The sequence below is a fragment of the Rummeliibacillus sp. G93 genome (assembly GCF_023515935.1).
In the GTDB taxonomy this organism is placed as follows: Bacteria; Bacillota; Bacilli; order Bacillales_A; family Planococcaceae; genus Rummeliibacillus; species Rummeliibacillus stabekisii.
Window position 1 is genome coordinate 73,115 of sequence record NZ_CP097314.1, and the last position, 24,675, is coordinate 97,789.

The 24,675-nt window shown below is 44.1% G+C and carries 13 protein-coding genes, 11 tRNA genes and 6 rRNA genes; 29 read left to right on the forward strand and 1 reads right to left on the reverse strand.

The features are described from left to right. The first annotated feature begins 71 nt into the window (after nucleotides 1-71). From M2M59_RS00355 to M2M59_RS00495, 29 genes are all read left to right on the forward strand, one after another. A complete protein-coding gene (locus M2M59_RS00355) occupies nucleotides 72-860 on the forward strand; it encodes a type III pantothenate kinase (RefSeq protein ID WP_184117621.1) in 789 nt (262 codons plus the stop codon). After that, nucleotides 853-1,743, forward strand: coding sequence for an Hsp33 family molecular chaperone HslO (gene hslO / locus M2M59_RS00360; protein WP_150285674.1), 891 nt, complete (start codon nucleotides 853-855; stop codon nucleotides 1,741-1,743). Before M2M59_RS00355 ends, hslO begins: the two co-directional genes overlap by 8 nt. A 117-nt stretch (nucleotides 1,744-1,860) precedes the next feature. Beyond that, the gene (gene cysK, locus M2M59_RS00365; protein WP_066791325.1) at nucleotides 1,861-2,790 is read left to right on the forward strand and encodes a cysteine synthase A; all 930 of its coding nucleotides are present in this window, start codon (nucleotides 1,861-1,863) and stop codon (nucleotides 2,788-2,790) included. 134 nt (nucleotides 2,791-2,924) lie between these two features. Beyond that, nucleotides 2,925-3,752, forward strand: coding sequence for a dihydropteroate synthase (folP, locus tag M2M59_RS00370; protein ID WP_249775143.1), 828 nt, complete (start codon nucleotides 2,925-2,927; stop codon nucleotides 3,750-3,752). Between the two features lie 129 nt (nucleotides 3,753-3,881). Continuing rightward, nucleotides 3,882-4,253 carry a dihydroneopterin aldolase gene (gene folB / locus M2M59_RS00375; RefSeq protein ID WP_249775144.1) on the forward strand — a complete coding sequence of 124 codons (372 nt, stop codon included), beginning with the start codon at nucleotides 3,882-3,884 and terminating at the stop codon, nucleotides 4,251-4,253. Continuing rightward, complete coding sequence (gene folK / locus M2M59_RS00380; RefSeq protein ID WP_249775145.1) at nucleotides 4,246-4,749, forward strand: 2-amino-4-hydroxy-6-hydroxymethyldihydropteridine diphosphokinase; 504 nt, start codon at nucleotides 4,246-4,248, stop codon at nucleotides 4,747-4,749. The genes folB and folK overlap by 8 nt, the downstream gene beginning before the upstream one ends. 84 nt (nucleotides 4,750-4,833) lie before the next feature. After that, nucleotides 4,834-5,859, forward strand: coding sequence for a tRNA dihydrouridine synthase DusB (gene dusB / locus M2M59_RS00385; protein ID WP_256467894.1), 1,026 nt, complete (start codon nucleotides 4,834-4,836; stop codon nucleotides 5,857-5,859). Nucleotides 5,860-6,018: 159 nt separating this feature from the next. Next, nucleotides 6,019-7,503: a lysine--tRNA ligase gene (gene lysS, locus M2M59_RS00390; RefSeq protein ID WP_371923795.1), complete on the forward strand. Its 1,485-nt coding sequence runs from the start codon at nucleotides 6,019-6,021 to the stop codon at nucleotides 7,501-7,503. A 619-nt stretch (nucleotides 7,504-8,122) separates the two neighbouring features. Continuing rightward, nucleotides 8,123-9,670: ribosomal RNA gene (locus M2M59_RS00395) — 16S ribosomal RNA — on the forward strand. Between the two features lie 98 nt (nucleotides 9,671-9,768). Beyond that, nucleotides 9,769-9,845 (forward strand) — tRNA-Ile (locus M2M59_RS00400). An 11-nt stretch (nucleotides 9,846-9,856) separates the two neighbouring features. After that, nucleotides 9,857-9,932: transfer RNA gene (locus tag M2M59_RS00405), tRNA-Ala, on the forward strand. Nucleotides 9,933-10,043: 111 nt separating this feature from the next. Then, nucleotides 10,044-12,972: ribosomal RNA gene (locus tag M2M59_RS00410) — 23S ribosomal RNA — on the forward strand. Between the two features lie 126 nt (nucleotides 12,973-13,098). Then, nucleotides 13,099-13,214, forward strand: a 5S ribosomal RNA gene (gene rrf / locus M2M59_RS00415). Nucleotides 13,215-13,222: 8 nt separating this feature from the next. After that, nucleotides 13,223-13,298, forward strand: a tRNA-Val gene (locus tag M2M59_RS00420). Nucleotides 13,299-13,307: 9 nt separating this feature from the next. Beyond that, nucleotides 13,308-13,383, forward strand: a tRNA-Thr gene (locus M2M59_RS00425). Between the two features lie 8 nt (nucleotides 13,384-13,391). Beyond that, nucleotides 13,392-13,467 (forward strand) — tRNA-Lys (locus M2M59_RS00430). Between the two features lie 10 nt (nucleotides 13,468-13,477). Further along, nucleotides 13,478-13,562: transfer RNA gene (locus tag M2M59_RS00435), tRNA-Leu, on the forward strand. A gap of 36 nt (nucleotides 13,563-13,598) precedes the next feature. Next, nucleotides 13,599-13,673: transfer RNA gene (locus M2M59_RS00440), tRNA-Gly, on the forward strand. Nucleotides 13,674-13,678: 5 nt separating this feature from the next. Further along, nucleotides 13,679-13,767 (forward strand) — tRNA-Leu (locus M2M59_RS00445). Between the two features lie 33 nt (nucleotides 13,768-13,800). Beyond that, nucleotides 13,801-13,877: transfer RNA gene (locus M2M59_RS00450), tRNA-Arg, on the forward strand. Between the two features lie 3 nt (nucleotides 13,878-13,880). Further along, nucleotides 13,881-13,957, forward strand: a tRNA-Pro gene (locus tag M2M59_RS00455). 19 nt (nucleotides 13,958-13,976) lie between these two features. Further along, nucleotides 13,977-14,052, forward strand: a tRNA-Ala gene (locus M2M59_RS00460). Between the two features lie 121 nt (nucleotides 14,053-14,173). Next, nucleotides 14,174-15,721, forward strand: a 16S ribosomal RNA gene (locus M2M59_RS00465). A gap of 192 nt (nucleotides 15,722-15,913) precedes the next feature. Next, a 23S ribosomal RNA gene (locus M2M59_RS00470) occupies nucleotides 15,914-18,842 on the forward strand. A gap of 63 nt (nucleotides 18,843-18,905) precedes the next feature. Further along, nucleotides 18,906-19,021: ribosomal RNA gene (gene rrf / locus M2M59_RS00475) — 5S ribosomal RNA — on the forward strand. Together the 16S, 23S and 5S rRNA genes with 11 tRNA genes alongside form the textbook arrangement of a ribosomal RNA operon. A 152-nt stretch (nucleotides 19,022-19,173) precedes the next feature. Further along, on the forward strand, nucleotides 19,174-19,851 hold the full coding sequence (locus tag M2M59_RS00480; RefSeq protein ID WP_147198147.1) for a response regulator transcription factor: 678 nt from the start codon (nucleotides 19,174-19,176) through the stop codon (nucleotides 19,849-19,851). Then, the gene (locus M2M59_RS00485; protein WP_249775147.1) at nucleotides 19,848-21,221 is read left to right on the forward strand and encodes a sensor histidine kinase; all 1,374 of its coding nucleotides are present in this window, start codon (nucleotides 19,848-19,850) and stop codon (nucleotides 21,219-21,221) included. Before M2M59_RS00480 ends, M2M59_RS00485 begins: the two co-directional genes overlap by 4 nt. 70 nt (nucleotides 21,222-21,291) lie before the next feature. Beyond that, nucleotides 21,292-21,693: a hypothetical protein gene (locus M2M59_RS00490; protein ID WP_249775148.1), complete on the forward strand. Its 402-nt coding sequence runs from the start codon at nucleotides 21,292-21,294 to the stop codon at nucleotides 21,691-21,693. Nucleotides 21,694-21,697: 4 nt separating this feature from the next. Next, entirely contained in the window at nucleotides 21,698-23,818 is a 2,121-nt protein-coding gene (locus tag M2M59_RS00495) for an MMPL family transporter (protein ID WP_249775149.1), read from the forward strand. Nucleotides 23,819-23,883: 65 nt separating this feature from the next. Here M2M59_RS00495 and M2M59_RS00500 read toward each other — a convergent pair whose 3' ends face one another. Continuing rightward, nucleotides 23,884-24,663 carry a FixH family protein gene (locus M2M59_RS00500; protein WP_249775150.1) on the reverse strand — a complete coding sequence of 260 codons (780 nt, stop codon included), beginning with the start codon at nucleotides 24,661-24,663 and terminating at the stop codon, nucleotides 23,884-23,886. Nucleotides 24,664-24,675: the final 12 nt, after the last annotated feature.

Consider the following 24,675-nt stretch of genomic DNA (forward strand, 5'->3'; position numbering starts at 1 on the left):
TGGTCAGCTTTTTCTTATACTAAGGAGATATGCTTGCTTTTAGTGATGGGATAGAAATGAGGGAAATACTTTTGATATTAGTGATGGATGTGGGAAATACCAATATTTCGATAGGTGTGTATAAAGAAGACAAACTGCAACATCATTGGCGTTTAAAAACAGATGTGCACAAAACGGAAGATGAGTATGCCATGCAAATAAAAATGCTGTTTATGCACAAATCTTTATCTCTTTCCGACATACGTGGTATTATAATTTCCTCAGTAGTGCCACCGATTATGTTTACCTTAGAATTAATGTGTAAAAGATATTTTGCTGTAGAACCCCTCGTTGTGGGTCCTGGCGTTAAAACAGGGTTGAATATCCATAGTGAAAATCCTAGGGAGATCGGTGCTGACCGCATTGTTAATGCAGTAGCTGCCATCCATGAATATGGAGCTCCGCTTATTGTTGTAGATTTTGGTACTGCCACTACGTATTGTTATATTGATGAAAAAGGTCGTTATCTAGGCGGGGCTATTGCGCCTGGTATTTCAATCGCAATGGAAGCCTTATTTACCAAGGCCTCGAAACTCCCTCGCGTTGAATTGGCCCGCCCTCAAAGTGTTATCGGAAAAAACACGGTTTCCTCCATGCAAGCAGGGATTGTCTACGGTTATATAGGACAAGTTGAGGGAATAGTAAATCGTATGAGGCAAGAAGGTAGCGAAGGAGCTTTAGCCGTTGCAACAGGCGGCCTAGCAGAACTGATTGCAAAAGAATCGCGGGTTATTGATGTTGTAGATCCCCTTTTAACATTAAAAGGATTACATTTAATTTATAAAAGAAATCAAGAAGAAAAGAGGAATAAAAATGGCTGATTATTTAGTAAGAGGGCTTGGATTTAATGGGAGTGTACGTGCGTTTGCTGTAAGTACAACAGAAACAGTAGGAGAAGCGCAACGACGCCATGATACATGGCCAACTACTTCTGCTGCATTAGGGCGTACAATGACAGCTGCTGTCATGATGGGTGCTATGCTAAAAGGTGAGGATACAATCACGGTTAAGGTGGAAGGTAACGGGCCGATTGGTCCAATGGTTGTGGTAGCCAATGCTAAAGGTGAAGTGCGCGGCTATCCTACACACGCTCATGTTGAATTTGATTTAAATGAAGTAGGCAAATTGGATGTACGACGAGCAGTTGGTACAGAAGGAACGCTTACAGTTGTAAAAGATCTTGGATTACGTGAACACTTTACTGGTCAGGTGCCAATCGTTTCAGGTGAAATTGCTGAAGACTTTACCTATTACTTTGTAAAATCAGAGCAAGTTCCTTCTTCTGTAGGTCTTGGTGTACTTGTTAATACGGATGATAGCATCTTGGCTGCTGGTGGATTTATTATTCAAGTAATGCCTGGTACAGATGATGAAACAATTACTGACATTGAAAACCAACTATCAAAAATTGAACCTGTTTCAAAAATGATTCAAAAAGGTTACTCTCCTGAACAAGTGTTAGAAGAAGTGCTTGGAAAAGATAACGTTGAATTCTTAGATACAATGCCTGTTCAATTTAAATGTACTTGCTCAAAAGAACGTTTCGGCGCGGCTATATTGAGCCTTGGCGAAAAAGAAATTCAAGATATGATCGATGAAGATGGTATGGCAGAAGCTCAATGCCATTTCTGTGAAGAAAAATATCACTACTCTAAAGAAGATTTAGAAGGTTTTATTGACGAAATTCGCGCTCAAAAATCTTAATGCGATAAATGTAGATGCATATAACTAGGAACGGAAATGATTGACAAACCTAATTGCAAAAGCATAAAATAAAGATAATAAAACCAACAAAAATACTAGGGTTTAGGAGTGGAGATAATGAGTAAAATTGTAAATTCAGTAGTGGATTTAGTAGGCAATACACCGATCGTCAAGTTAGATAATATAACTGGTCCAAACGACGGGAATGTTTATGTAAAACTCGAATACTTCAACCCGGGTAGCAGTGTAAAAGACCGTATTGCTGTTGCAATGATTGAGGCAGCTGAGAAAGAGGGCAAATTAAAGCCTGGTAGTACGATTATTGAACCGACAAGTGGGAATACAGGTATCGGTCTTGCAATGGTTGCCGCTGCAAAAGGATACAAAGCAATTCTTGTCATGCCGGATACGATGAGTATGGAAAGACGCAATTTATTGCGTGCCTACGGTGCAGAGCTTGTTTTAACACCAGGTGCTGATGGAATGAAAGGCGCTATTGCTAAAGTGGATGAATTAGCTAAAGAGAACGGCTGGTTTGTACCACAGCAATTTGAAAACCCTGCTAATGCTGAAATACATCGCCGGACAACGGGACCAGAGATTATAGAAGCATTTGAAGGACTTAACTTAGATGCGTTTATCTCTGGTGTAGGAACTGGTGGTACGATTACTGGAACTGGCGAAGTGCTGAAAGAAAAATACCCTAATATTGAATTGATTGCAGTGGAACCAAAAGACTCTGCAGTTCTATCAGGCAATAAACCGGGTCCTCACAAAATTCAAGGAATTGGGGCAGGATTCGTACCTGAAGTCTTAGATACAGAAATCTATACCTCTATATTACCAGTTGAAAATGAAGATGCCTTTGAAACAGCGCGTAAAGTAGCGAAAGAAGAAGGAGTCTTAGGTGGTATTTCTGCAGGTGCAGCGATGTATGCAGCGATTGAAACAGCTAAACGCCTAGGCAAAGGAAAGAATGTTCTTGCATTACTTCCTGATAACGGTGAACGTTATTTAAGTACACCTTTATATCACTATGATGATTAATTCATATTTAAGAATGCCTGTCCTTTATGGATAGTGCATTCTTTTTTTCTGCCATGCAGCTGGTTCACCCCCTTTTCCTGATGTACAAGGTATTGCTATACTGATTGTAGGAATAGACAAAGGAGCGCAAGCACATGAAGTTAATGAATAACCAACCGTTAGTCATTCATGGCCATACACTTGATTTTGGAAAAGAAACGATTGTTATGGGCATTTTAAATGTAACACCAGATTCTTTCTCTGATGGAGGAAGATTTGATGCAGTAGATAGCGCATTGGAACATGCTAAAAGAATGGTAGCGGATGGAGCGAAGATTATAGATATAGGTGGAGAATCTACAAGACCGGGCCATACTGCTGTTACAGCAAAAGAAGAAATGGCGCGTATCCTACCTGTCATACGTGCCATTCGTAAGGAATTAGATGTATTAATTTCTGTCGATACATTCAAATCAGAGGTAGCAAGAGCTGCGGTAGAAGCGGGCGCACATATTATTAATGATATATGGGGAGCTACATATGATCCAGAGATTGCTAAGGTAGCTGCTGATTACAAAGTGCCCATTATTTTAATGCATAATCGGCAGGATGAAAATTATGGTGAAGATTTTTGGGGCAGTGTGAAGAGTGATTTAGAAAGAAGTATTGAAATCGCTCGTCAAGCTGGTGTGGATGATCGTTTTATTTGGCTAGATCCAGGCATTGGCTTTGCGAAGACGCATGAACAAAATATTGAAATGATGAAGAATCTGTCAAACCTTGTGGATATGGGCTACCCTGTATTACTAGCAACTTCACGGAAAAGAATGATCGGCAATGTACTCGATTTACCGGTGGATGAGCGTATGGAAGGTACAGCTGCTACTTGTTGTTACGGTGTCGATAAAGGATGTCATATGGTACGGGTTCATGATGTGTTGCCAATTGCTCGCATGATGAAAATGATGGATGCGCTTAAATAAAGCTGTATTTAATAAGAGTTACTACAGCTTCACTATATGTGAATTAATTTAATGGAGCTCAACGGCCAGTGTTAAGTTTTAAAGTCTACCTGTGCATTAAGTCGATATAGAGGATAAGGAGTGAATGAGATGGATTATATTCATATAAGAGATATGGAGTTTTACGGTTATCATGGGGTTTTGAAGGAAGAAACAGTGTTAGGTCAAAGATTTCGCGTTACTGTAGCCCTGGCTACTGATTTGAAGAACGCTGGCCAAACTGACAAGTTAGATAATACCGTTAGTTATGCGGATGTATATACGCTATGTGAAAAAATCGTAGAGGGTAAACCTTACAAACTGATTGAAGCAGTAGCTGAAGAAATTGCTAATGTTATTCTTAAGACTTATAAAGAGGAAGTCAAAGGCATTCGTGTGGAAGTGATTAAACCTGACCCTCCAATTAAAGGCCACTATAAGGAAGTAGCAGTTGAGATTACAAGAGGTGCTTTCAATGAATGATGTATATATTTCTTTAGGTTCAAATATGGGAGATAAAGCAGAAACGCTCAAACAAGCGGTACAAATGCTTCAAAGTAATCCTGAGGTAGATGTAGCGAATACTTCTTCTATTTACGAAACAGACCCGGTAGGTTATACAGACCAAGATCTATTTTTGAATATGGTGGTGCATGTACGTACAACACTGTCAGCTTTACAAATGCTTGAGGTTTGCCAGGGAATTGAACAAGAATTAAAGAGAGAACGTTTGATTAGATGGGGACCGCGTACAATAGACCTTGACATTTTGCTCTATAATCATGACAATATTGAAACAGAGAAACTGATTGTGCCCCATGAAAGAATGCACGAAAGAGCGTTTGTTCTTGTGCCATTGCTTGAAGTGACACCAAATCTTTACTCTCCTCGTACGCAAGAGTCGTATCAGAAAATGCTCCAAAAGATAGGGCGAGGTGGCGTAAGACAATGGAAGAATCGGAGTTCTCTTGATTTTTAATACAAAGTGTTATGAATATAAGCATATCTTCCGCATTGGGATGATGAAGCGATAATTACTAAATCCTAAAAGGGAGGAAAAACATTGGCTACACAAGAAAAACCTTTTCAAATAGGCGATATTGTCATGGATAATCGTGTTGTACTTGCACCAATGGCTGGCGTCTGCAATTCTGCATTCCGTCTAACCGTAAAAGAGTTTGGTGCAGGTTTAGTATACGCTGAGATGATTTCAGATAAAGGGATTGTCCAAAGGAACAGAAAAACCTTAGACATGCTTTATATAGATGAACGGGAAAATCCGCTTTCCCTCCAAATCTTTGGGGGCGATAAAGAAACGTTAGTAGAAGCAGCTCAGTATGTGGACAAATATACGAATGCGGATATTATAGATATCAATATGGGGTGCCCCGTCAATAAAATTATTAAATGTGAGGCAGGGGCTAAATGGCTCCTTGATCCGAATAAAATTTACGAAATGGTTTCCGCTGTTGTGGATGCAGTCGATAAACCAGTCAGCTGTAAAATGCGTATCGGTTGGGATGAAGACCACGTGTATGCAGTGAAAAATGCACAGGCAGCAGAACGTGCGGGTGCATCGGCAATTGCAATGCATGGTCGTACACGTTTGCAAATGTATGAAGGGCATGCAAATTGGGACATTTTAAAAGAGGTGAAAGAAAATATCTCTATTCCGTTTATCGGAAACGGTGATGTTGAAACACCTGAAGATGCTAAACGCCTATTAGATCATACAGGCGCTGATGGCGTGATGATTGGCCGAGCAGCACTTGGGAACCCATGGATGATCTATCGGACAGTAGAATATTTGAAAACGGGAAGGCTCATGCCGGAACCGCCAATACGCGAAAAAATAGAAGTATGTTTATTACATTTTGAGCGTTTGCTCATGCTGAAAGGCGAAAATATTGCAGTCCGCGAGATGCGTAAACATGCTTCATGGTATTTAAAAGGATTGCGAGGCAACGGAAAAACACGCAATCAAATCAATCAAGCTGAGACAGCTGAAGAGCTGCGCGCTATTTTAAATGAACTAGTCTTAGAAACAGAAGAAAGCGAAAATGATGCGTCTTCTATTCAAATTGGTTAATTACGAGAAGAGCTGCCACTAAGATTGTGGCGGCTTTTTCCTTACCTTAGCAATAGACGTAAAATGAAAATTGAGCAGAAAGACGTGAATCGGTTGTAAAAATTGTGTACAATAACTAGTATGGGCTATTTAGCGGCACAACTATAAGGAGTGAAAATTGTGGCAGAAGAATTAAATGACCAGCTATTGGTGAGACGCCAAAAGATGGATGTAATAAAAGAACAAGGCTTAGATCCTTTCGGTGGACGTTTTGAACGTACACATTTAACAAATGAAATAAAAGAACAATTTGCGAATTTCTCAAAAGAAGAATTAGAAGAGAAAGAACATGAAGTGGTAATTGCTGGCCGTATCATGACCAAACGCAGCAAGGGGAAAGTTGGATTTGCAAACATCCAAGATCTTGGCGGGCAAATTCAAATCTATGTACGTAAAGATGCAATCGGTGAAGAAGCTTATGATATTTTCAAACATGCGGACCTTGGTGATATTGTCGGTATTAAAGGGACTGTATTCATTACCCATGTTGGCGAATTAACAATTAAAGCATTAGAATTCACATTCCTATCTAAATCTTTGCGTCCATTACCTGAGAAGTATCACGGCTTGCAAGATGTAGAGCAACGCTACCGTCAACGCTATTTGGACTTAATTTCAAACGAGGATAGCAAAAAGACATTTATCGCTCGCAGTCAGATTATACGCTCAATCCGTAATTTCTTAGATAATAAAGGCTACTTAGAAGTAGAAACACCTATGTTGAACTCAATCGCAGGTGGAGCAGCAGCTCGTCCGTTTGTTACGCACCATAACGCGTTGGATGCAACAATGTATATGCGTATTGCGATTGAATTGTACCTAAAACGCCTAATTGTCGGCGGTTTGGAAAAAGTCTACGAAATTGGACGAGTATTCCGTAATGAAGGTGTGTCAACTCGCCATAACCCAGAGTTTACACTACTTGAATTATATGAAGCATATGCAGATTTCCATGACATTATGGACCTTACAGAAGATTTATTTGTCCATGTGGCAAATGAAGTAATGGGTACAACACAAATTCAATACGGTGAAGACACAATTGATTTGTCTAAAGGCTGGAAACGTCTGCACATGGTAGATGCTGTTAAAGAAGCAACAGGCGTTGATTTCTGGAAAGAGATGACGAAAGAAGAAGCTCTAGCAGTAGCACGTGAGCACCATATCGATGTCAAAGAAACAATGGAAGTTGGCCATATTATTAATGAATTCTTTGAACAAAAAGTAGAAGAATCACTAGTACAACCAACATTTGTCTATGGACATCCAGTGGAAATTTCTCCACTAGCTAAGAAAAACCCTGAAGATCCCCGCTTCACGGATCGCTTTGAATTGTTCATTGTCCGTCGTGAACATGCCAATGCGTTTACGGAATTAAATGATCCAATTGATCAACGTGAACGTTTCGAAGGTCAAATGCGCGAAAAAGAGCAAGGAAATGATGAAGCGCATGAGATGGATGAAGATTTCTTAGAAGCATTAGAATATGGAATGGCTCCTACAGGTGGTTTAGGTATTGGAATTGACCGTTTAATTATGCTTTTGACTAATTCACAATCTATTCGCGATGTATTGTTATTCCCATTAATGCGCAATCGTGATTAATAGAAACAATGCTTATCTAACTGTAGGCAAATCCATTACTTTGGATTTGCCTACAGTTTTTTCTTTATATATGAATATTACGTTTCTAATTTAATGGTGAAGGGTTTAATAACTAAAGCCGACTTGTCTTGTGAAATGTTATTACTAATGATAGTAAGTAGAACATGATAATTGATAAAAATAGAAACATATAGTTTGGTGGGCGAAAACCAACTGGCGAATTATTAGAAAGTCGGAATTTGCTTTTTATCTTTTGTCTATTTTCCCTTGCAGAGAAAGTGTTTTGTTGATATACTTATTTGGTTGCCGAATTTAGATTAACTGAGATTAAAAATTCTTTTGATAAAGTTTGTTAAAAGTGTTGACTTAGTTAAGTGAACTTGGTATTATATTTAAGTCGCTTATGACGAACAAATGAAGAACAACAAAAGAATAAAAAGTTGTTGACTTCAAAAGGAAGTTATGGTATACTTAATAAGTCGCCAAAACAAGCGATAAACATGAACCTTGAAAACTGAACAAGCAAGATGTTAATCATTTAAACTTACTAACAACTGTTAGTTTTAAAGACATCATCGTAAAGATGATGCGCTAGTGAAATTTTGAGCAATCAAACACTTTTATGGAGAGTTTGATCCTGGCTCAGGACGAACGCTGGCGGCGTGCCTAATACATGCAAGTCGAGCGAATGATGAGGAGCTTGCTCCTCTGATTTAGCGGCGGACGGGTGAGTAACACGTGGGCAACCTGCCCTGCAGACTGGGATAACTTCGGGAAACCGGAGCTAATACCGGATAATCCATTTTACTTCATGGTGAAATGTTGAAAGGCGCTTTCGCGCCACTGCAGGATGGGCCCGCGGTGCATTAGCTAGTTGGTGGGGTAACGGCCTACCAAGGCGACGATGCATAGCCGACCTGAGAGGGTGATCGGCCACATTGGGACTGAGACACGGCCCAAACTCCTACGGGAGGCAGCAGTAGGGAATCTTCCACAATGGACGAAAGTCTGATGGAGCAACGCCGCGTGAGTGATGAAGGTTTTCGGATCGTAAAACTCTGTTGTAAGGGAAGAACAAGTACGTTAGGAAATGAACGTACCTTGACGGTACCTTATTAGAAAGCCACGGCTAACTACGTGCCAGCAGCCGCGGTAATACGTAGGTGGCAAGCGTTGTCCGGATTTATTGGGCGTAAAGCGCGCGCAGGTGGTTTCTTAAGTCTGATGTGAAATCTCGCGGCTCAACCGCGAGCGGTCATTGGAAACTGGGGAACTTGAGTGCAGAAGAGGATAGTGGAATTCCAAGTGTAGCGGTGAAATGCGTAGAGATTTGGAGGAACACCAGTGGCGAAGGCGACTGTCTGGTCTGTAACTGACACTGAGGCGCGAAAGCGTGGGGAGCAAACAGGATTAGATACCCTGGTAGTCCACGCCGTAAACGATGAGTGCTAAGTGTTAGGGGGTTTCCGCCCCTTAGTGCTGCAGCTAACGCATTAAGCACTCCGCCTGGGGAGTACGACCGCAAGGTTGAAACTCAAAGGAATTGACGGGGGCCCGCACAAGCGGTGGAGCATGTGGTTTAATTCGAAGCAACGCGAAGAACCTTACCAGGTCTTGACATCCCAGTGACCACTCTAGAGATAGAGTTTTCCCTTCGGGGACATTGGTGACAGGTGGTGCATGGTTGTCGTCAGCTCGTGTCGTGAGATGTTGGGTTAAGTCCCGCAACGAGCGCAACCCTTGATCTTAGTTGCCATCATTTAGTTGGGCACTCTAAGGTGACTGCCGGTGACAAACCGGAGGAAGGTGGGGATGACGTCAAATCATCATGCCCCTTATGACCTGGGCTACACACGTGCTACAATGGACGGTACAAAGAGTCGCAAACTCGCGAGAGCAAGCTAATCTCATAAAACCGTTCTCAGTTCGGATTGTAGGCTGCAACTCGCCTACATGAAGCCGGAATCGCTAGTAATCGCGGATCAGCATGCCGCGGTGAATACGTTCCCGGGCCTTGTACACACCGCCCGTCACACCACGAGAGTTTGTAACACCCGAAGTCGGTGAGGTAACCTTTTGGGGCCAGCCGCCGAAGGTGGGATAGATGATTGGGGTGAAGTCGTAACAAGGTAGCCGTATCGGAAGGTGCGGCTGGATCACCTCCTTTCTAAGGAATTTAACGGAATACAGACTTCGTCTGTACGATTAACATCTTGCTGTTCAGTTTTGAGGGTTCATATAAAAAACTATATTGTTACCCAAAAGGGGCCTATAGCTCAGCTGGTTAGAGCGCACGCCTGATAAGCGTGAGGTCGATGGTTCGAGTCCATTTAGGCCCACCATTTTTAATTTTGGGGCCTTAGCTCAGCTGGGAGAGCGCCTGCCTTGCACGCAGGAGGTCAGCGGTTCGATCCCGCTAGGCTCCACCAAATTGTTCTTTGAAAACTGGATAAAACGACATTGAAGAAATTCTTAAGTAACACATTTATTAAGTTTTAAATTTTTTAGGCTTAATAACTTAAAGGCTTTTATAAGCCAACGGTTAAGTTATTAAGGGCGCATGGCGGATGCCTTGGCACTAGAAGCCGATGAAGGACGGCACTAACACCGATATGCTTCGGGGAGCTGTAAGTAAGCTTTGATCCGGAGATTTCCGAATGGGGAAACCCTCTATCCGTAATGGGGTAGAATCTTGACGTGAATTCATAGCGTCTTGATGGCAGACTCAGGGAACTGAAACATCTAAGTACCTGAAGGAAGAGAAAGAAAATTCGATTCCCTTAGTAGCGGCGAGCGAAATGGGAAGAGCCCAAACCAAGAGGCTTGCCTCTTGGGGTTGTAGGACACTCTATACGGAGTTACAAAGGAATGCGTTAGGCGAAGCGGTTTGGAAAGACCCACCATAGCAGGTAACAGTCCTGTAGTCAAAAGTGCATTCTCTCTTGAGTGGATCCTGAGTACGGCGGAACACGTGAAATTCCGTCGGAATCTGGGAGGACCATCTCCCAAGGCTAAATACTCTCTAGTGACCGATAGTGAACCAGTACCGTGAGGGAAAGGTGAAAAGCACCCCGGAAGGGGAGTGAAAGAGATCCTGAAACCATGTGCCTACAAGTAGTTAGAGCCCGTTAATGGGTGATAGCGTGCCTTTTGTAGAATGAACCGGCGAGTTACGATTACATGCAAGGTTAAGTTGAAGAGACGGAGCCGCAGCGAAAGCGAGTCTGAATAGGGCGAATAAGTATGTGGTCGTAGACCCGAAACCAGGTGATCTACCCATGTCCAGGGTGAAGGTAAGGTAACACTTACTGGAGGCCCGAACCCACGCACGTTGAAAAGTGCGGGGATGAGGTGTGGGTAGCGGAGAAATTCCAATCGAACCTGGAGATAGCTGGTTCTCTCCGAAATAGCTTTAGGGCTAGCCTCGTGATGAAGAATCCTGGAGGTAGAGCACTGTTTGGACTAGGGGTCCATCCCGGATTACCGAATTCAGACAAACTCCGAATGCCAGTGATTTATACACGGGAGTCAGACTGCGAGTGATAAGATCCGTAGTCAAAAGGGAAACAGCCCAGACCACCAGCTAAGGTCCCAAAGTAATTGTTAAGTGGAAAAGGATGTGACGTTGCTTAGACAACCAGGATGTTGGCTCAGAAGCAGCCACCATTTAAAGAGTGCGTAATAGCTCACTGGTCGAGTGACGCTGCGCCGAAAATGTATCGGGGCTAAACAATTCACCGAAGCTGTGGATAGACATCTACGATGTCTGTGGTAGGAGAGCGTTCTAAGTGCTGTGAAGTCAGACCGGAAGGACTGGTGGAGCGCTTAGAAGTGAGAATGCCGGTATGAGTAGCGAAAGATGGGTGAGAATCCCATCCACCGAATGACTAAGGTTTCCTGAGGAAGGCTCGTCCTCTCAGGGTTAGTCGGGACCTAAGCCGAGGCCGACAGGCGTAGGCGATGGATAACAGGTTGATATTCCTGTACCACCTCCCTGCCATTTGAGTAATGGGGGGACGCAGTAGGATAGGGTAAGCGCACTGTTGGTTATGTGCGTCCAAGCAGTAAGGCGTGAGAGTAGGCAAATCCGCTCTCTATAACGTTGAGCTGTGATGGCGAGCTCTTTAGAGCGAAGTTCCTGATTTCACACTGCCAAGAAAAGCCTCTAGCGAGGCAGGAGGTGCCCGTACCGCAAACCGACACAGGTAGTCGAGGAGAGAATCCTAAGGTGAGCGAGAGAACTCTCGTTAAGGAACTCGGCAAAATGACCCCGTAACTTCGGGAGAAGGGGTGCTCTAGTAGGGTGCAAGCCCGAGAGAGCCGCAGTGAATAGGCCCAGGCGACTGTTTAGCAAAAACACAGGTCTCTGCAAAACCGTAAGGTGACGTATAGGGGCTGACGCCTGCCCGGTGCTGGAAGGTTAAGGGGATTGCTTAGCGCAAGCGAAGGTGAGAACCGAAGCCCCAGTAAACGGCGGCCGTAACTATAACGGTCCTAAGGTAGCGAAATTCCTTGTCGGGTAAGTTCCGACCCGCACGAAAGGCGTAACGATCTGGGCACTGTCTCAACGAGAGACTCGGTGAAATTATAGTACCTGTGAAGATGCAGGTTACCCGCGACAGGACGGAAAGACCCCGTGGAGCTTTACTGTAGCCTGATATTGAATTTTGGTACAGCTTGTACAGGATAGGTAGGAGCCATTGAAACCGGAGCGCCAGCTTCGGTGGAGGCGTCCTTGGGATACTACCCCAGCTGTATTGAAATTCTAACCCGTACCCCTGATCGGGGTAGGAGACAGTGTCAGGCGGACAGTTTGACTGGGGCGGTCGCCTCCTAAAGAGTAACGGAGGCGCCCAAAGGTTCCCTCAGAATGGTTGGAAATCATTCGTAGAGTGTAAAGGCACAAGGGAGCTTGACTGCGAGACCTACAAGTCGAGCAGGGTCGAAAGACGGGCTTAGTGATCCGGTGGTTCCGCATGGAAGGGCCATCGCTCAACGGATAAAAGCTACCCCGGGGATAACAGGCTTATCTCCCCCAAGAGTCCACATCGACGGGGAGGTTTGGCACCTCGATGTCGGCTCATCGCATCCTGGGGCTGTAGTCGGTCCCAAGGGTTGGGCTGTTCGCCCATTAAAGCGGTACGCGAGCTGGGTTCAGAACGTCGTGAGACAGTTCGGTCCCTATCCGTCGTGGGCGTAGGAAATTTGAGAGGAGCTGTCCTTAGTACGAGAGGACCGGGATGGACACACCGCTGGTGTACCAGTTGTTCTGCCAAGAGCATCGCTGGGTAGCTATGTGTGGACGGGATAAGTGCTGAAAGCATCTAAGCATGAAGCCCCCCTCAAGATGAGATTTCCCATTACGCAAGTAAGTAAGATCCCTCAAAGACGATGAGGTAGATAGGTTCGAGGTGGAAGTGTGGCGACACATGGAGCTGACGAATACTAATCGATCGAGGACTTAACCAAATTTCTTAAGAACCTTCAATTCACGTTTATCCAGTTTTGAAAGAACAAGAAATAGTTTTTTAAAAAAGTTGTTGACTTTTCTAGAAAACATGGTATAATAATTCTTGTCCTTAAATAAATAATAGGTCTAGTAATGATGGCAAAGAGGTCACACCCGTTCCCATGCCGAACACGGAAGTTAAGCTCTTTAGCGCCGATGGTAGTTGGGGGCTTCCCCCTGTGAGAGTAGGACGTTGCTAGGCTGTAATATGGAGGATTAGCTCAGCTGGGAGAGCATCTGCCTTACAAGCAGAGGGTCGGCGGTTCGATCCCGTCATCCTCCACCATATTTATTCGCCGGTGTAGCTCAGTTGGTAGAGCAACTGACTTGTAATCAGTAGGTCGAGGGTTCGACTCCTTTCGCCGGCACCACTTAAAATGAGTCATTAGCTCAGTTGGTAGAGCATCTGACTTTTAATCAGAGGGTCGTAGGTTCGAATCCTACATGACTCACCATTTTAATCACGCGGGTGTGGCGGAATTGGCAGACGCACTAGACTTAGGATCTAGCGCCGCAAGGCGTGGGGGTTCGACTCCCTTCACCCGCACCATTTTAAATTAAATATTGCCAGATTAACACAGCATATGCGGAAGTAGTTCAGTGGTAGAACATCACCTTGCCAAGGTGGGGGTCGCGGGTTCGAACCCCGTCTTCCGCTCCAAATATGCCGGGGTGGCGGAACTGGCAGACGCACAGGACTTAAAATCCTGCGGTAGGTGACTACCGTACCGGTTCGATTCCGGTCCTCGGCACCATTCTTATACAACAACATATTATTTACTATAAATGCGCCCATAGCTCAATTGGATAGAGCGTCTGACTACGGATCAGAAGGTTGTGGATTCGACTTCTGCTGGGCGCACCATTTCGGGAAGTAGCTCAGCTTGGTAGAGCACTTGGTTTGGGACCAAGGGGTCGCAGGTTCGAATCCTGTCTTCCCGACCATTTATACTATATATACATTGGGGCCTTAGCTCAGCTGGGAGAGCGCCTGCCTTGCACGCAGGAGGTCAGCGGTTCGATCCCGCTAGGCTCCACCAACATGAACCTTGAAAACTGAACAAGCAAGATGTTAATCATTTAAACTTACTAACAACTGTTAGTTTTAAAGACATCATCGTAAAGATGATGCGCTAGTGAAATTTTGAGCAATCAAACACTTTTATGGAGAGTTTGATCCTGGCTCAGGACGAACGCTGGCGGCGTGCCTAATACATGCAAGTCGAGCGAATGACGAGGAGCTTGCTCCTCTGATTTAGCGGCGGACGGGTGAGTAACACGTGGGCAACCTGCCCTGCAGACTGGGATAACTTCGGGAAACCGGAGCTAATACCGGATAATCCATTTTACTTCATGGTGAAATGTTGAAAGGCGCTTTCGCGCCACTGCAGGATGGGCCCGCGGTGCATTAGCTAGTTGGTGGGGTAACGGCCTACCAAGGCGACGATGCATAGCCGACCTGAGAGGGTGATCGGCCACATTGGGACTGAGACACGGCCCAAACTCCTACGGGAGGCAGCAGTAGGGAATCTTCCACAATGGACGAAAGTCTGATGGAGCAACGCCGCGTGAGTGATGAAGGTTTTCGGATCGTAAAACTCTGTTGTAAGGGAAGAACAAGTACGTTAGGAAATGAACGTACCTTGACGGTACCTTATTAGAAAGCCACGGCTAACTACGTGCCAGCAGCCGCGGTAATACGTAGGTGGCAAGCGTTGTCCGGATTTATTGGGCGTAAAGCGCGCGCAGGTGGTTTCTTAAGTCTGATGTGAAATCTCGCGGCTCAACCGCGAGCGGTCATTGGAAACTGGGGAACTTGAGTGCAGAAGAGGATAGTGGAATTCCAAGTGTAGCGGTGAAATGCGTAGAGATTTGGAGGAACACCAGTGGCGAAGGCGACTGTCTGGTCTGTAACTGACACTGAGGCGCGAAAGCGTGGGGAGCAAACAGGATTAGATACCCTGGTAGTCCACGCCGTAAACGATGAGTGCTAAGTGTTAGGGGGTTTCCGCCCCTTAGTGCTGCAGCTAACGCATTAAGCACTCCGCCTGGGGAGTACGACCGCAAGGTTGAAACTCAAAGGAATTGACGGGGGCCCGCACAAGCGGTGGAGCATGTGGTTTAATTCGAAGCAACGCGAAGAACCTTACCAGGTCTTGACATCCCAGTGACCGCTCTAGAGATAGAGTTTTCCCTTCGGGGACATTGGTGACAGGTGGTGCATGGTTGTCGTCAGCTCGTGTCGTGAGATGTTGGGTTAAGTCCCGCAACGAGCGCAACCCTTGATCTTAGTTGCCATCATTTAGTTGGGCACTCTAAGGTGACTGCCGGTGACAAACCGGAGGAAGGTGGGGATGACGTCAAATCATCATGCCCCTTATGACCTGGGCTACACACGTGCTACAATGGACGGTACAAAGAGTCGCAAACTCGCGAGAGCAAGCTAATCTCATAAAACCGTTCTCAGTTCGGATTGTAGGCTGCAACTCGCCTACATGAAGCCGGAATCGCTAGTAATCGCGGATCAGCATGCCGCGGTGAATACGTTCCCGGGCCTTGTACACACCGCCCGTCACACCACGAGAGTTTGTAACACCCGAAGTCGGTGAGGTAACCTTTTGGGGCCAGCCGCCGAAGGTGGGATAGATGATTGGGGTGAAGTCGTAACAAGGTAGCCGTATCGGAAGGTGCGGCTGGATCACCTCCTTTCTAAGGAATTTAACGGAATACAGACTTCGTCTGTAGGATTAACATCTTGCTGTTCAGTTTTGAGGGTTCATACTCTCAAAATCTTGTTCTTTGAAAACTGGATAAAACGACATTGAAGAAATTCTTAAGTAACACATTTATTAAGTTTTAAATTTTTTAGGCTTAATAACTTAAAGGCTTTTATAAGCCAACGGTTAAGTTATTAAGGGCGCATGGCGGATGCCTTGGCACTAGAAGCCGATGAAGGACGGCACTAACACCGATATGCTTCGGGGAGCTGTAAGTAAGCTTTGATCCGGAGATTTCCGAATGGGGAAACCCTCTATCCGTAATGGGGTAGAATCTTGACGTGAATTCATAGCGTCTTGATGGCAGACTCAGGGAACTGAAACATCTAAGTACCTGAAGGAAGAGAAAGAAAATTCGATTCCCTTAGTAGCGGCGAGCGAAATGGGAAGAGCCCAAACCAAGAGGCTTGCCTCTTGGGGTTGTAGGACACTCTATACGGAGTTACAAAGGAATGCGTTAGGCGAAGCGGTTTGGAAAGACCCACCATAGCAGGTAACAGTCCTGTAGTCAAAAGTGCATTCTCTCTTGAGTGGATCCTGAGTACGGCGGAACACGTGAAATTCCGTCGGAATCTGGGAGGACCATCTCCCAAGGCTAAATACTCTCTAGTGACCGATAGTGAACCAGTACCGTGAGGGAAAGGTGAAAAGCACCCCGGAAGGGGAGTGAAAGAGATCCTGAAACCATGTGCCTACAAGTAGTTAGAGCCCGTTAATGGGTGATAGCGTGCCTTTTGTAGAATGAACCGGCGAGTTACGATTACATGCAAGGTTAAGTTGAAGAGACGGAGCCGCAGCGAAAGCGAGTCTGAATAGGGCGAATAAGTATGTGGTCGTAGACCCGAAACCAGGTGATCTACCCATGTCCAGGGTGAAGGTAAGGTAACACTTACTGGAGGCCCGAACCCACGCACGTTGAAAAGTGCGGGGATGAGGTGTGGGTAGCGGAGAAATTCCAATCGAACCTGGAGATAGCTGGTTCTCTCCGAAATAGCTTTAGGGCTAGCCTCGTGATGAAGAATCCTGGAGGTAGAGCACTGTTTGGACTAGGGGTCCATCCCGGATTACCGAATTCAGACAAACTCCGAATGCCAGTGATTTATACACGGGAGTCAGACTGCGAGTGATAAGATCCGTAGTCAAAAGGGAAACAGCCCAGACCACCAGCTAAGGTCCCAAAGTAATTGTTAAGTGGAAAAGGATGTGACGTTGCTTAGACAACCAGGATGTTGGCTCAGAAGCAGCCACCATTTAAAGAGTGCGTAATAGCTCACTGGTCGAGTGACGCTGCGCCGAAAATGTATCGGGGCTAAACAATTCACCGAAGCTGTGGATAGACATCTACGATGTCTGTGGTAGGAGAGCGTTCCAAGTGCTGTGAAGTCAGACCGGAAGGACTGGTGGAGCGCTTAGAAGTGAGAATGCCGGTATGAGTAGCGAAAGATGGGTGAGAATCCCATCCACCGAATGACTAAGGTTTCCTGAGGAAGGCTCGTCCTCTCAGGGTTAGTCGGGACCTAAGCCGAGGCCGACAGGCGTAGGCGATGGATAACAGGTTGATATTCCTGTACCACCTCCCTGCCATTTGAGTAATGGGGGGACGCAGTAGGATAGGGTAAGCGCACTGTTGGTTATGTGCGTCCAAGCAGTAAGGCGTGAGAGTAGGCAAATCCGCTCTCTATAACGTTGAGCTGTGATGGCGAGCTCTTTAGAGCGAAGTTCCTGATTTCACACTGCCAAGAAAAGCCTCTAGCGAGGCAGGAGGTGCCCGTACCGCAAACCGACACAGGTAGTCGAGGAGAGAATCCTAAGGTGAGCGAGAGAACTCTCGTTAAGGAACTCGGCAAAATGACCCCGTAACTTCGGGAGAAGGGGTGCTCTAGTAGGGTGCAAGCCCGAGAGAGCCGCAGTGAATAGGCCCAGGCGACTGTTTAGCAAAAACACAGGTCTCTGCAAAACCGTAAGGTGACGTATAGGGGCTGACGCCTGCCCGGTGCTGGAAGGTTAAGGGGATTGCTTAGCGCAAGCGAAGGTGAGAACCGAAGCCCCAGTAAACGGCGGCCGTAACTATAACGGTCCTAAGGTAGCGAAATTCCTTGTCGGGTAAGTTCCGACCCGCACGAAAGGCGTAACGATCTGGGCACTGTCTCAACGAGAGACTCGGTGAAATTATAGTACCTGTGAAGATGCAGGTTACCCGCGACAGGACGGAAAGACCCCGTGGAGCTTTACTGTAGCCTGATATTGAATTTTGGTACAGCTTGTACAGGATAGGTAGGAGCCATTGAAACCGGAGCGCCAGCTTCGGTGGAGGCGTCCTTGGGATACTACCCCAGCTGTATTGAAATTCTAACCCGTACCCCTGATCGGGGTAGGAGACAGTGTCAGGCGGACAGTTTGACTGGGGCGGTCGCCTCCTAAAGAGTAACGGAGGCGCCCAAAGGTTCCCTCAGAATGGTTGGAAATCATTCGTAGAGTGTAAAGGCACAAGGGAGCTTGACTGCGAGACCTACAAGTCGAGCAGGGTCGAAAGACGGGCTTAGTGATCCGGTGGTTCCGCATGGAAGGGCCATCGCTCAACGGATAAAAGCTACCCCGGGGATAACAGGCTTATCTCCCCCAAGAGTCCACATCGACGGGGAGGTTTGGCACCTCGATGTCGGCTCATCGCATCCTGGGGCTGTAGTCGGTCCCAAGGGTTGGGCTGTTCGCCCATTAAAGCGGTACGCGAGCTGGGTTCAGAACGTCGTGAGACAGTTCGGTCCCTATCCGTCGTGGGCGTAGGAAATTTGAGAGGAGCTGTCCTTAGTACGAGAGGACCGGGATGGACACACCGCTGGTGTACCAGTTGTTCTGCCAAGAGCATCGCTGGGTAGCTATGTGTGGACGGGATAAGTGCTGAAAGCATCTAAGCATGAAGCCCCCCTCAAGATGAGATTTCCCATTACGCAAGTAAGTAAGATCCCTCAAAGACGATGAGGTAGATAGGTTCGAGGTGGAAGTGTGGCGACACATGGAGCTGACGAATACTAATCGATCGAGGACTTAACCAAATTTCTTAAGAACCTTCAATTCATGTTTATCCAGTTTTGAAAGAACAATTTTCTTTCAAATAGTCTAGTAATGATGGCAAAGAGGCCACACCCGTTCCCATGCCGAACACGGAAGTTAAGCTCTTTAGCGCCGATGGTAGTTGGGGGCTTCCCCCTGTGAGAGTAGGACGTTGCTAGGCAATCTAAACACAGCTGATTAATCAGTTGTGTTTTTTTGTATTTGAATAAAATAGAGAAATACCCATACTTAGGACAATAAATGAATCAACGGGGTACATCTCTCGATAATTAGCTATAATGAAAGAAAAATGATGAAATGGAGCACGCGAAGTTGGTAAAAATATTAGTTGTAGATGATGATCCATTTATTTTAGATCTTGTAAGCATTCATTTAGCACAGGCCCACTATACAACTTTAAAAGCGAGCGATGGTGTACAAGCGCTTGCTATATTAGAAAAAGAGACGCCAGATCTAGTTGTAGCTGATGTCATGATGCCTCAAATGGACGGTTACGAACTGACCAGAATCATAAGAGAACAATGGGATATCCCTGTTCTTTTGCTTACAGCAAGGGGAGAATTGAATGATAAAGAACATGGCTTTAATGCGGGCTCTGATGATTACTTGGTAAAGCCTTTCGAACCAAGAGAATTATTATTTCGGATTGCGGCTATATTGCGCCGTTATGATAAGCCTAATAATTCCATCAATCAAGTAGGTTCGTTAACGATTAACCGAAAGAGTTATGAGGTAACAGCAAACCATACCACGCTCCTATTGCCATTAAAGGAATTTGAAGTACTTGCGTTACTAGGTTCTCGGCAAAATCAAGTCTTTCAGCGCTCAGAGATTATGGAGAAAGTATGGGGGTTTGATTATGAAGGAGATGAACAAACGTTAAATACGCATATTAAGCGCATACGGGAACGATTGGCCAATATTGCACCAGATGTGCATATTAAGACGGTGCGGGGGATTGGCTATAAGCTAGAGGTGATTAAAGAATGAAGTCTTTATACAGCAAATTCTTGCTCGTCACTATACTTACTATGATTGCCAGTTCATTAATTGCCTTTTTACTTACGAACACATATTATCACCAAGTCACTAAGCCTAAAAATGATGCTAAGAATGTTACGATTGCGAAGTCTATTGTGAAACCTATTAGCGAATCTACTTCCTTTAAGTTAAAGCAATACCTTCAAACAATGGGGAACGTAGGCTATCAAATCTATTTAGTGGATGAAGACTATAAGGAGTATTTTTTTGGTGGTAAATATCGATTGAAAAATTTATCGCACAAACAAGTCGATCAAGTCTTAAATGGAGAAGTGTATCACGGCATGCGGAATCTTCCGCAAGAAACCTTTGTCACTGGCTTCTTTGCGAACGAATTATCAAATACGGTAGGTGTTCCGTTCCATTATCAAGGCAAAGCGTATGCGCTGTTTTTACGGCCAGACATTAAATTGCTATTTAGTGAAGTACATACGATTATGGGGGGCTGGTTTTTGTTTATGGTTATCATCAGCTTAATCGCTATGCTATTTTTTGCGAAGTTACTCATTAAGCCTATTACTGAATTGACTTTTGCTACAGGCCGTATTGCGGACGAACGATTTGATACTCCTTTATCAATTGAACGGCGAGACGAAATTGGTCAGCTTGCGGCAAGTTTCAATACTATGATGCAGCGCTTAGAAGAAAATAATCAGATGAGGAGAGAGTTTATCAGCAATGTTTCACATGATTTTCAATCACCATTGCTGAATATTCAAGGTTATGCGGGATTATTAGAGAATAAGAGCCTATCTCCCGAAGACCAGCAGAAATATCTTGAAATAATTCAATCAGAAACACATCGTTTATCGAATTTAACAAAGCAGTTACTATTACTTACTTCTTTAGATCAAACAAGCCAAAGGGCTAAGCGCGAAAATTATTTACTCGATCAGCAATTGAAGCGAGTGATTCAGAAATACAGATGGTTGCTTGATGAAAGACAGATTAACTTGTCTATGGCGTTAGAACCGGTTTCTTATAGAGGAGATGAAAGTCTGCTTGAAAATGTATGGGAAAACTTGCTGACAAATGCGATTAAATACAATCAGCCCAGTGGAGAAATTGATATTTCATTGGTTTCTTCTGAAAAAGGAATCACCATTATGATAAAAGATACAGGTATTGGAATGGATACTCAAACAATAAAGAAAGCATTTGACCGTTTTTATCGCGGGAATGAATCTCGCGGAAAGGATGGAACAGGGTTAGGGTTATCAATTGTTGAAAAGATAGTACATCTTCATAGCGGTCAGATTGAAATAGAGAGCAAATTAGCTAAAGGGACAGCCTTTAAGATATTTCTTCCCCATTTGTAATATGGAGTTCATATCACGTTCATTTACCTCCTTTATAGTAAAGGAAACAAAAAAGTTGGAGGTTATTGGAATGGAAAGAAAATGGGGCATGCGGCTTATACGGGTTGCCGCTATATTCGGTTTAATCGGTGCTATCCTAGGTTCACATATGGCTGGCTCTATGAGCTATCAATTTAAACCAATCCACGCTCATATACTTGTTGTAGGCTGGTTGTCTGTGTTTGCGTGGGGAATATTTTATAGTGTATTTACGCTGAAAAAGAAAGCGCTAGTCGCAATTCACGGGTGGACAGCAATGATTGGTTCAATTGGACTGACAATTGGAATGTGGTTGAATACATTAAAACCTTTTAATATAAACAGTACGGTTGCTTTGCTTATATATATAATCGGTGGTACTGTCCTTTTAATTAGCTTCGGGTTATTTATTCTCTCTACCTTTATGGTAGAAACCAAAAAGGAGAGAGAATAAAAATATGCATGTTTTAAAAGATAAAAAAAGATGGTTTACTATTCTGTTGGCGTGGGTGATTGTGGCCGCTCTTTTTACTTCATTCGCACCTCATGCAAAAGAAGTGACGTCACCTGGCAAAAACTCAGGGCTGCCGGAGACGGACGCATCGATCCAAGCAGAAAAGGCGCTGAAAAAGTACTTTCCCTCCTCAAAAGGGGTTCCACTTTTTGTCGTTGTTCACGATAAAAGCGGTTTGAAGGAAAAGGATGTTAACAAAGCCATGAAGAGTATCGAGCATGGCGTCCCAAATGTCGATAAAGAGTTTACCGTCGTTGCTTTATCTAAAATGCCAAAACAAGCGAGAGCTTCTTTCTTCTCTGAAGATGAAAAGACATTCTTTATGCCTGTTCTTTTACCGAATGGAATGGAAATTAAAGAAGTTAAGATGGCAATGGATAAATTAAAGAAAGAAATATTGAAAGAACAGCCAAGTAACTTGAAAATACATTTCACCGGCCCTGCTGGTATTGAAGCAGATACCTATGAAATGTTCTCGCGAGCAGATATAGTATTAATTTTAGGTACGGTTAGTTTAATCTTTGTGCTACTCATCATTATTTACAGATCACCCTTACTAGCTTTTATACCTCTTATTGGAGCAGGTATTGCCTACACGGTGGTGGATGGTTTGCTTGGATTAATGGGCGATGCCAAGTGGTTTGCAATTGACAGCCAATCATTATCAATTATGATGATTTTACTGTTTGCTGTTATTACAGATTATTCTTTACTTCTTTTCTCTCGTTTCCGCGAAGAGCTTGAGAAGGGACTGGACATAAATGAGGCGATGAGGAATGCTTTACGCTATGTACGGGAACCTATAATATTCAGTGGTGGTACGGTGCTATTAAGTATGCTTACATTATTTGCGGCGGTATTTGAGACATATCGTGCGTTTGCACCTGTCTTTGCAGTGGCTGTAGCAGTGATGTTAATAGCAGGGCTAACCTTAATGCCCGCCTTATTTGCCATTGCTGGAAAAAAATCTTTTTGGCCTTCTAATCCGAGAAAACGAGCTGAAAAAAGGGTGGGCAAAAAAGGCTTTTGGCATAGACTAGGGCGATTTGTTACAGAGAAGCCATGGATTGCGTTGGCACCTATTGTCCTAGTGCTTGTATTCTTTGCATCTATGGTACAAAGAGTGCATTATACGTTTAATTTGCTGGATTCTTTTCCTAAAGAGATGTCATCTATCCAAGGCTATAATGTGCTTAATAAATCTTTTTCTGCTGGGGAAATTGCACCGAGCACAGTGATGGTCAAATCAAAGGATCCACTTACCTATAAGCAATTAACAGATCTGACACAGGAATTGAATCAAAAAAGTAGCATTGACCAAGCAGAAATCCAAGGGAACCCTTTCCCGGAAGGGCATCAAAATGTCGCTAAAATTAATCTAGTATTAAAAGAAAATCCTTATTCTGAAAAAGCTTTTGATGATATTGAAAAGCTACGTGATAATTCTTCTAAGCTTTTAGAAAAAAGCCAAATAAAAGGAAAGCTACTAATTGCAGGCGAGTCGGCAAAAAATGCAGATATTCGAAGTGCCAGCAAGGGTGATGAAATCCGGATTATTTCGATTATGACGATTCTCATCATGATTATGCTAGGCATACAAACGCGTTCATTACTTGCTCCAGTCTATATGATGGCGACTATTTTGCTATCATTCGGAGCAGCATTAGGATTTACGGTGTTCTTCTTCCAAGATGTATTAGACTACAAGGGAATCAGTTACCGTATACCACTGTACACTTTTGTTTTTCTCGTAGCATTGGGTATTGATTATTCCATTATGTTGATTTCCCGCATTAGGGAAGAGAAAGAGCATATGCCAATAAAAGAGGCTGTCCTCGAGGGAGTAGCAAAAACAGGTGGTGTTATTTCTTCAGCTGGATTAATACTAGCAGCTACATTTGCCGTACTTATTACACAGCCAGTTATGGAATTGCGTGTCTTTGGTTTTGCTGTAGCTATTGGTGTATTGGTTGATACATTTATAGTAAGGCCAATTGTCATTCCAGCGCTTATTGTTATTTTAGGCAAATACAGCTTCTGGCCTAAAAAGCTGAAACATAATTAATTGGTTTCTTTTAAGTACATGTATAAAGAAAACCTGTATGGTCATCGCCATACAGGTTTTTTGTTTTATTTTACAATAAATCTTTTTGCATCATTAATATGAAGGTCTTCACCATTTCCATTTTCAGCATGAAGCTTTAATAAATAGGGACCAGCTTGTGTAAATGTATGCTTCGCTTCATATGTCCCTGATGATGTTTCCTGTAAATTTATCCAAATCGGTTTACTGCCATTAAACTGGGTAATTACCTGATAACGGACAGAGGCATTTGACAGTGCTTCACCTTTATATTTTAAAGAAACGCTTAAATTCACCTTATCATCTTTTTTAAACGAATTAGGGTTGTTATATATAATTGTTACGTTACCGTGTGTACGCTCATCGTGTTTTGTTACCTGTTTAGCTGATTTGGTAGCTGTGTTATCAGTCGCTTTTTGAGAGTTATTACCTGTTACAGCTATCTCTCTGCTCGGCATCACATGGCTTCCGTCTTCGGCAGTTACATGTGCTTTGATCACATAGTTACCTTCATCCCTTATTTTTAGCTTTGCCACATAGGCATCGTCTTTTAAAGTGGCAATCATCATTTGGTCCGTATTGGCTTCTTCATTTTCCGCTTCAAATGCTACATCTTTTGCCTTTGTATAATTTTTGCCGTCTCTAGTGACAGTAACTTTCAATTCTACCTCATCGCCAACTTTTGCTTGTTTAGGAACAGTGAGGGCAGCGCTTAAATCGGTAGTTTTCTTTTTTGTTTCCGTTCTTTCCCCTTCTTTGCTATTATTGCAGGCAGCTAGAACGGCTATGGAAACCAAAGCAATAATAAGTAGTCCAAATCTTTTCATATAAAAAACTCC

Bases quoted from the DNA above. Each gene is read 5' to 3' on its own strand.
- M2M59_RS00490 (WP_249775148.1), top strand. From the start codon at position 21,292: ATGGAAAGAAAATGGGGCATGCGGCTTATACGGGTTGCCGCTATATTC.
- folP (WP_249775143.1), top strand. From the start codon at position 2,925: ATGAAGTTAATGAATAACCAACCGTTAGTCATTCATGGCCATACACTT.
- folB (WP_249775144.1), top strand. From the start codon at position 3,882: ATGGATTATATTCATATAAGAGATATGGAGTTTTACGGTTATCATGGG.
- hslO (WP_150285674.1), top strand. From the start codon at position 853: ATGGCTGATTATTTAGTAAGAGGGCTTGGATTTAATGGGAGTGTACGT.
- folK (WP_249775145.1), top strand. From the start codon at position 4,246: ATGAATGATGTATATATTTCTTTAGGTTCAAATATGGGAGATAAAGCA.
- cysK (WP_066791325.1), top strand. From the start codon at position 1,861: ATGAGTAAAATTGTAAATTCAGTAGTGGATTTAGTAGGCAATACACCG.
- M2M59_RS00485 (WP_249775147.1), top strand. From the start codon at position 19,848: ATGAAGTCTTTATACAGCAAATTCTTGCTCGTCACTATACTTACTATG.
- M2M59_RS00495 (WP_249775149.1), top strand. From the start codon at position 21,698: ATGCATGTTTTAAAAGATAAAAAAAGATGGTTTACTATTCTGTTGGCG.
- M2M59_RS00500 (WP_249775150.1), bottom strand. From the start codon at position 24,663: ATGAAAAGATTTGGACTACTTATTATTGCTTTGGTTTCCATAGCCGTT.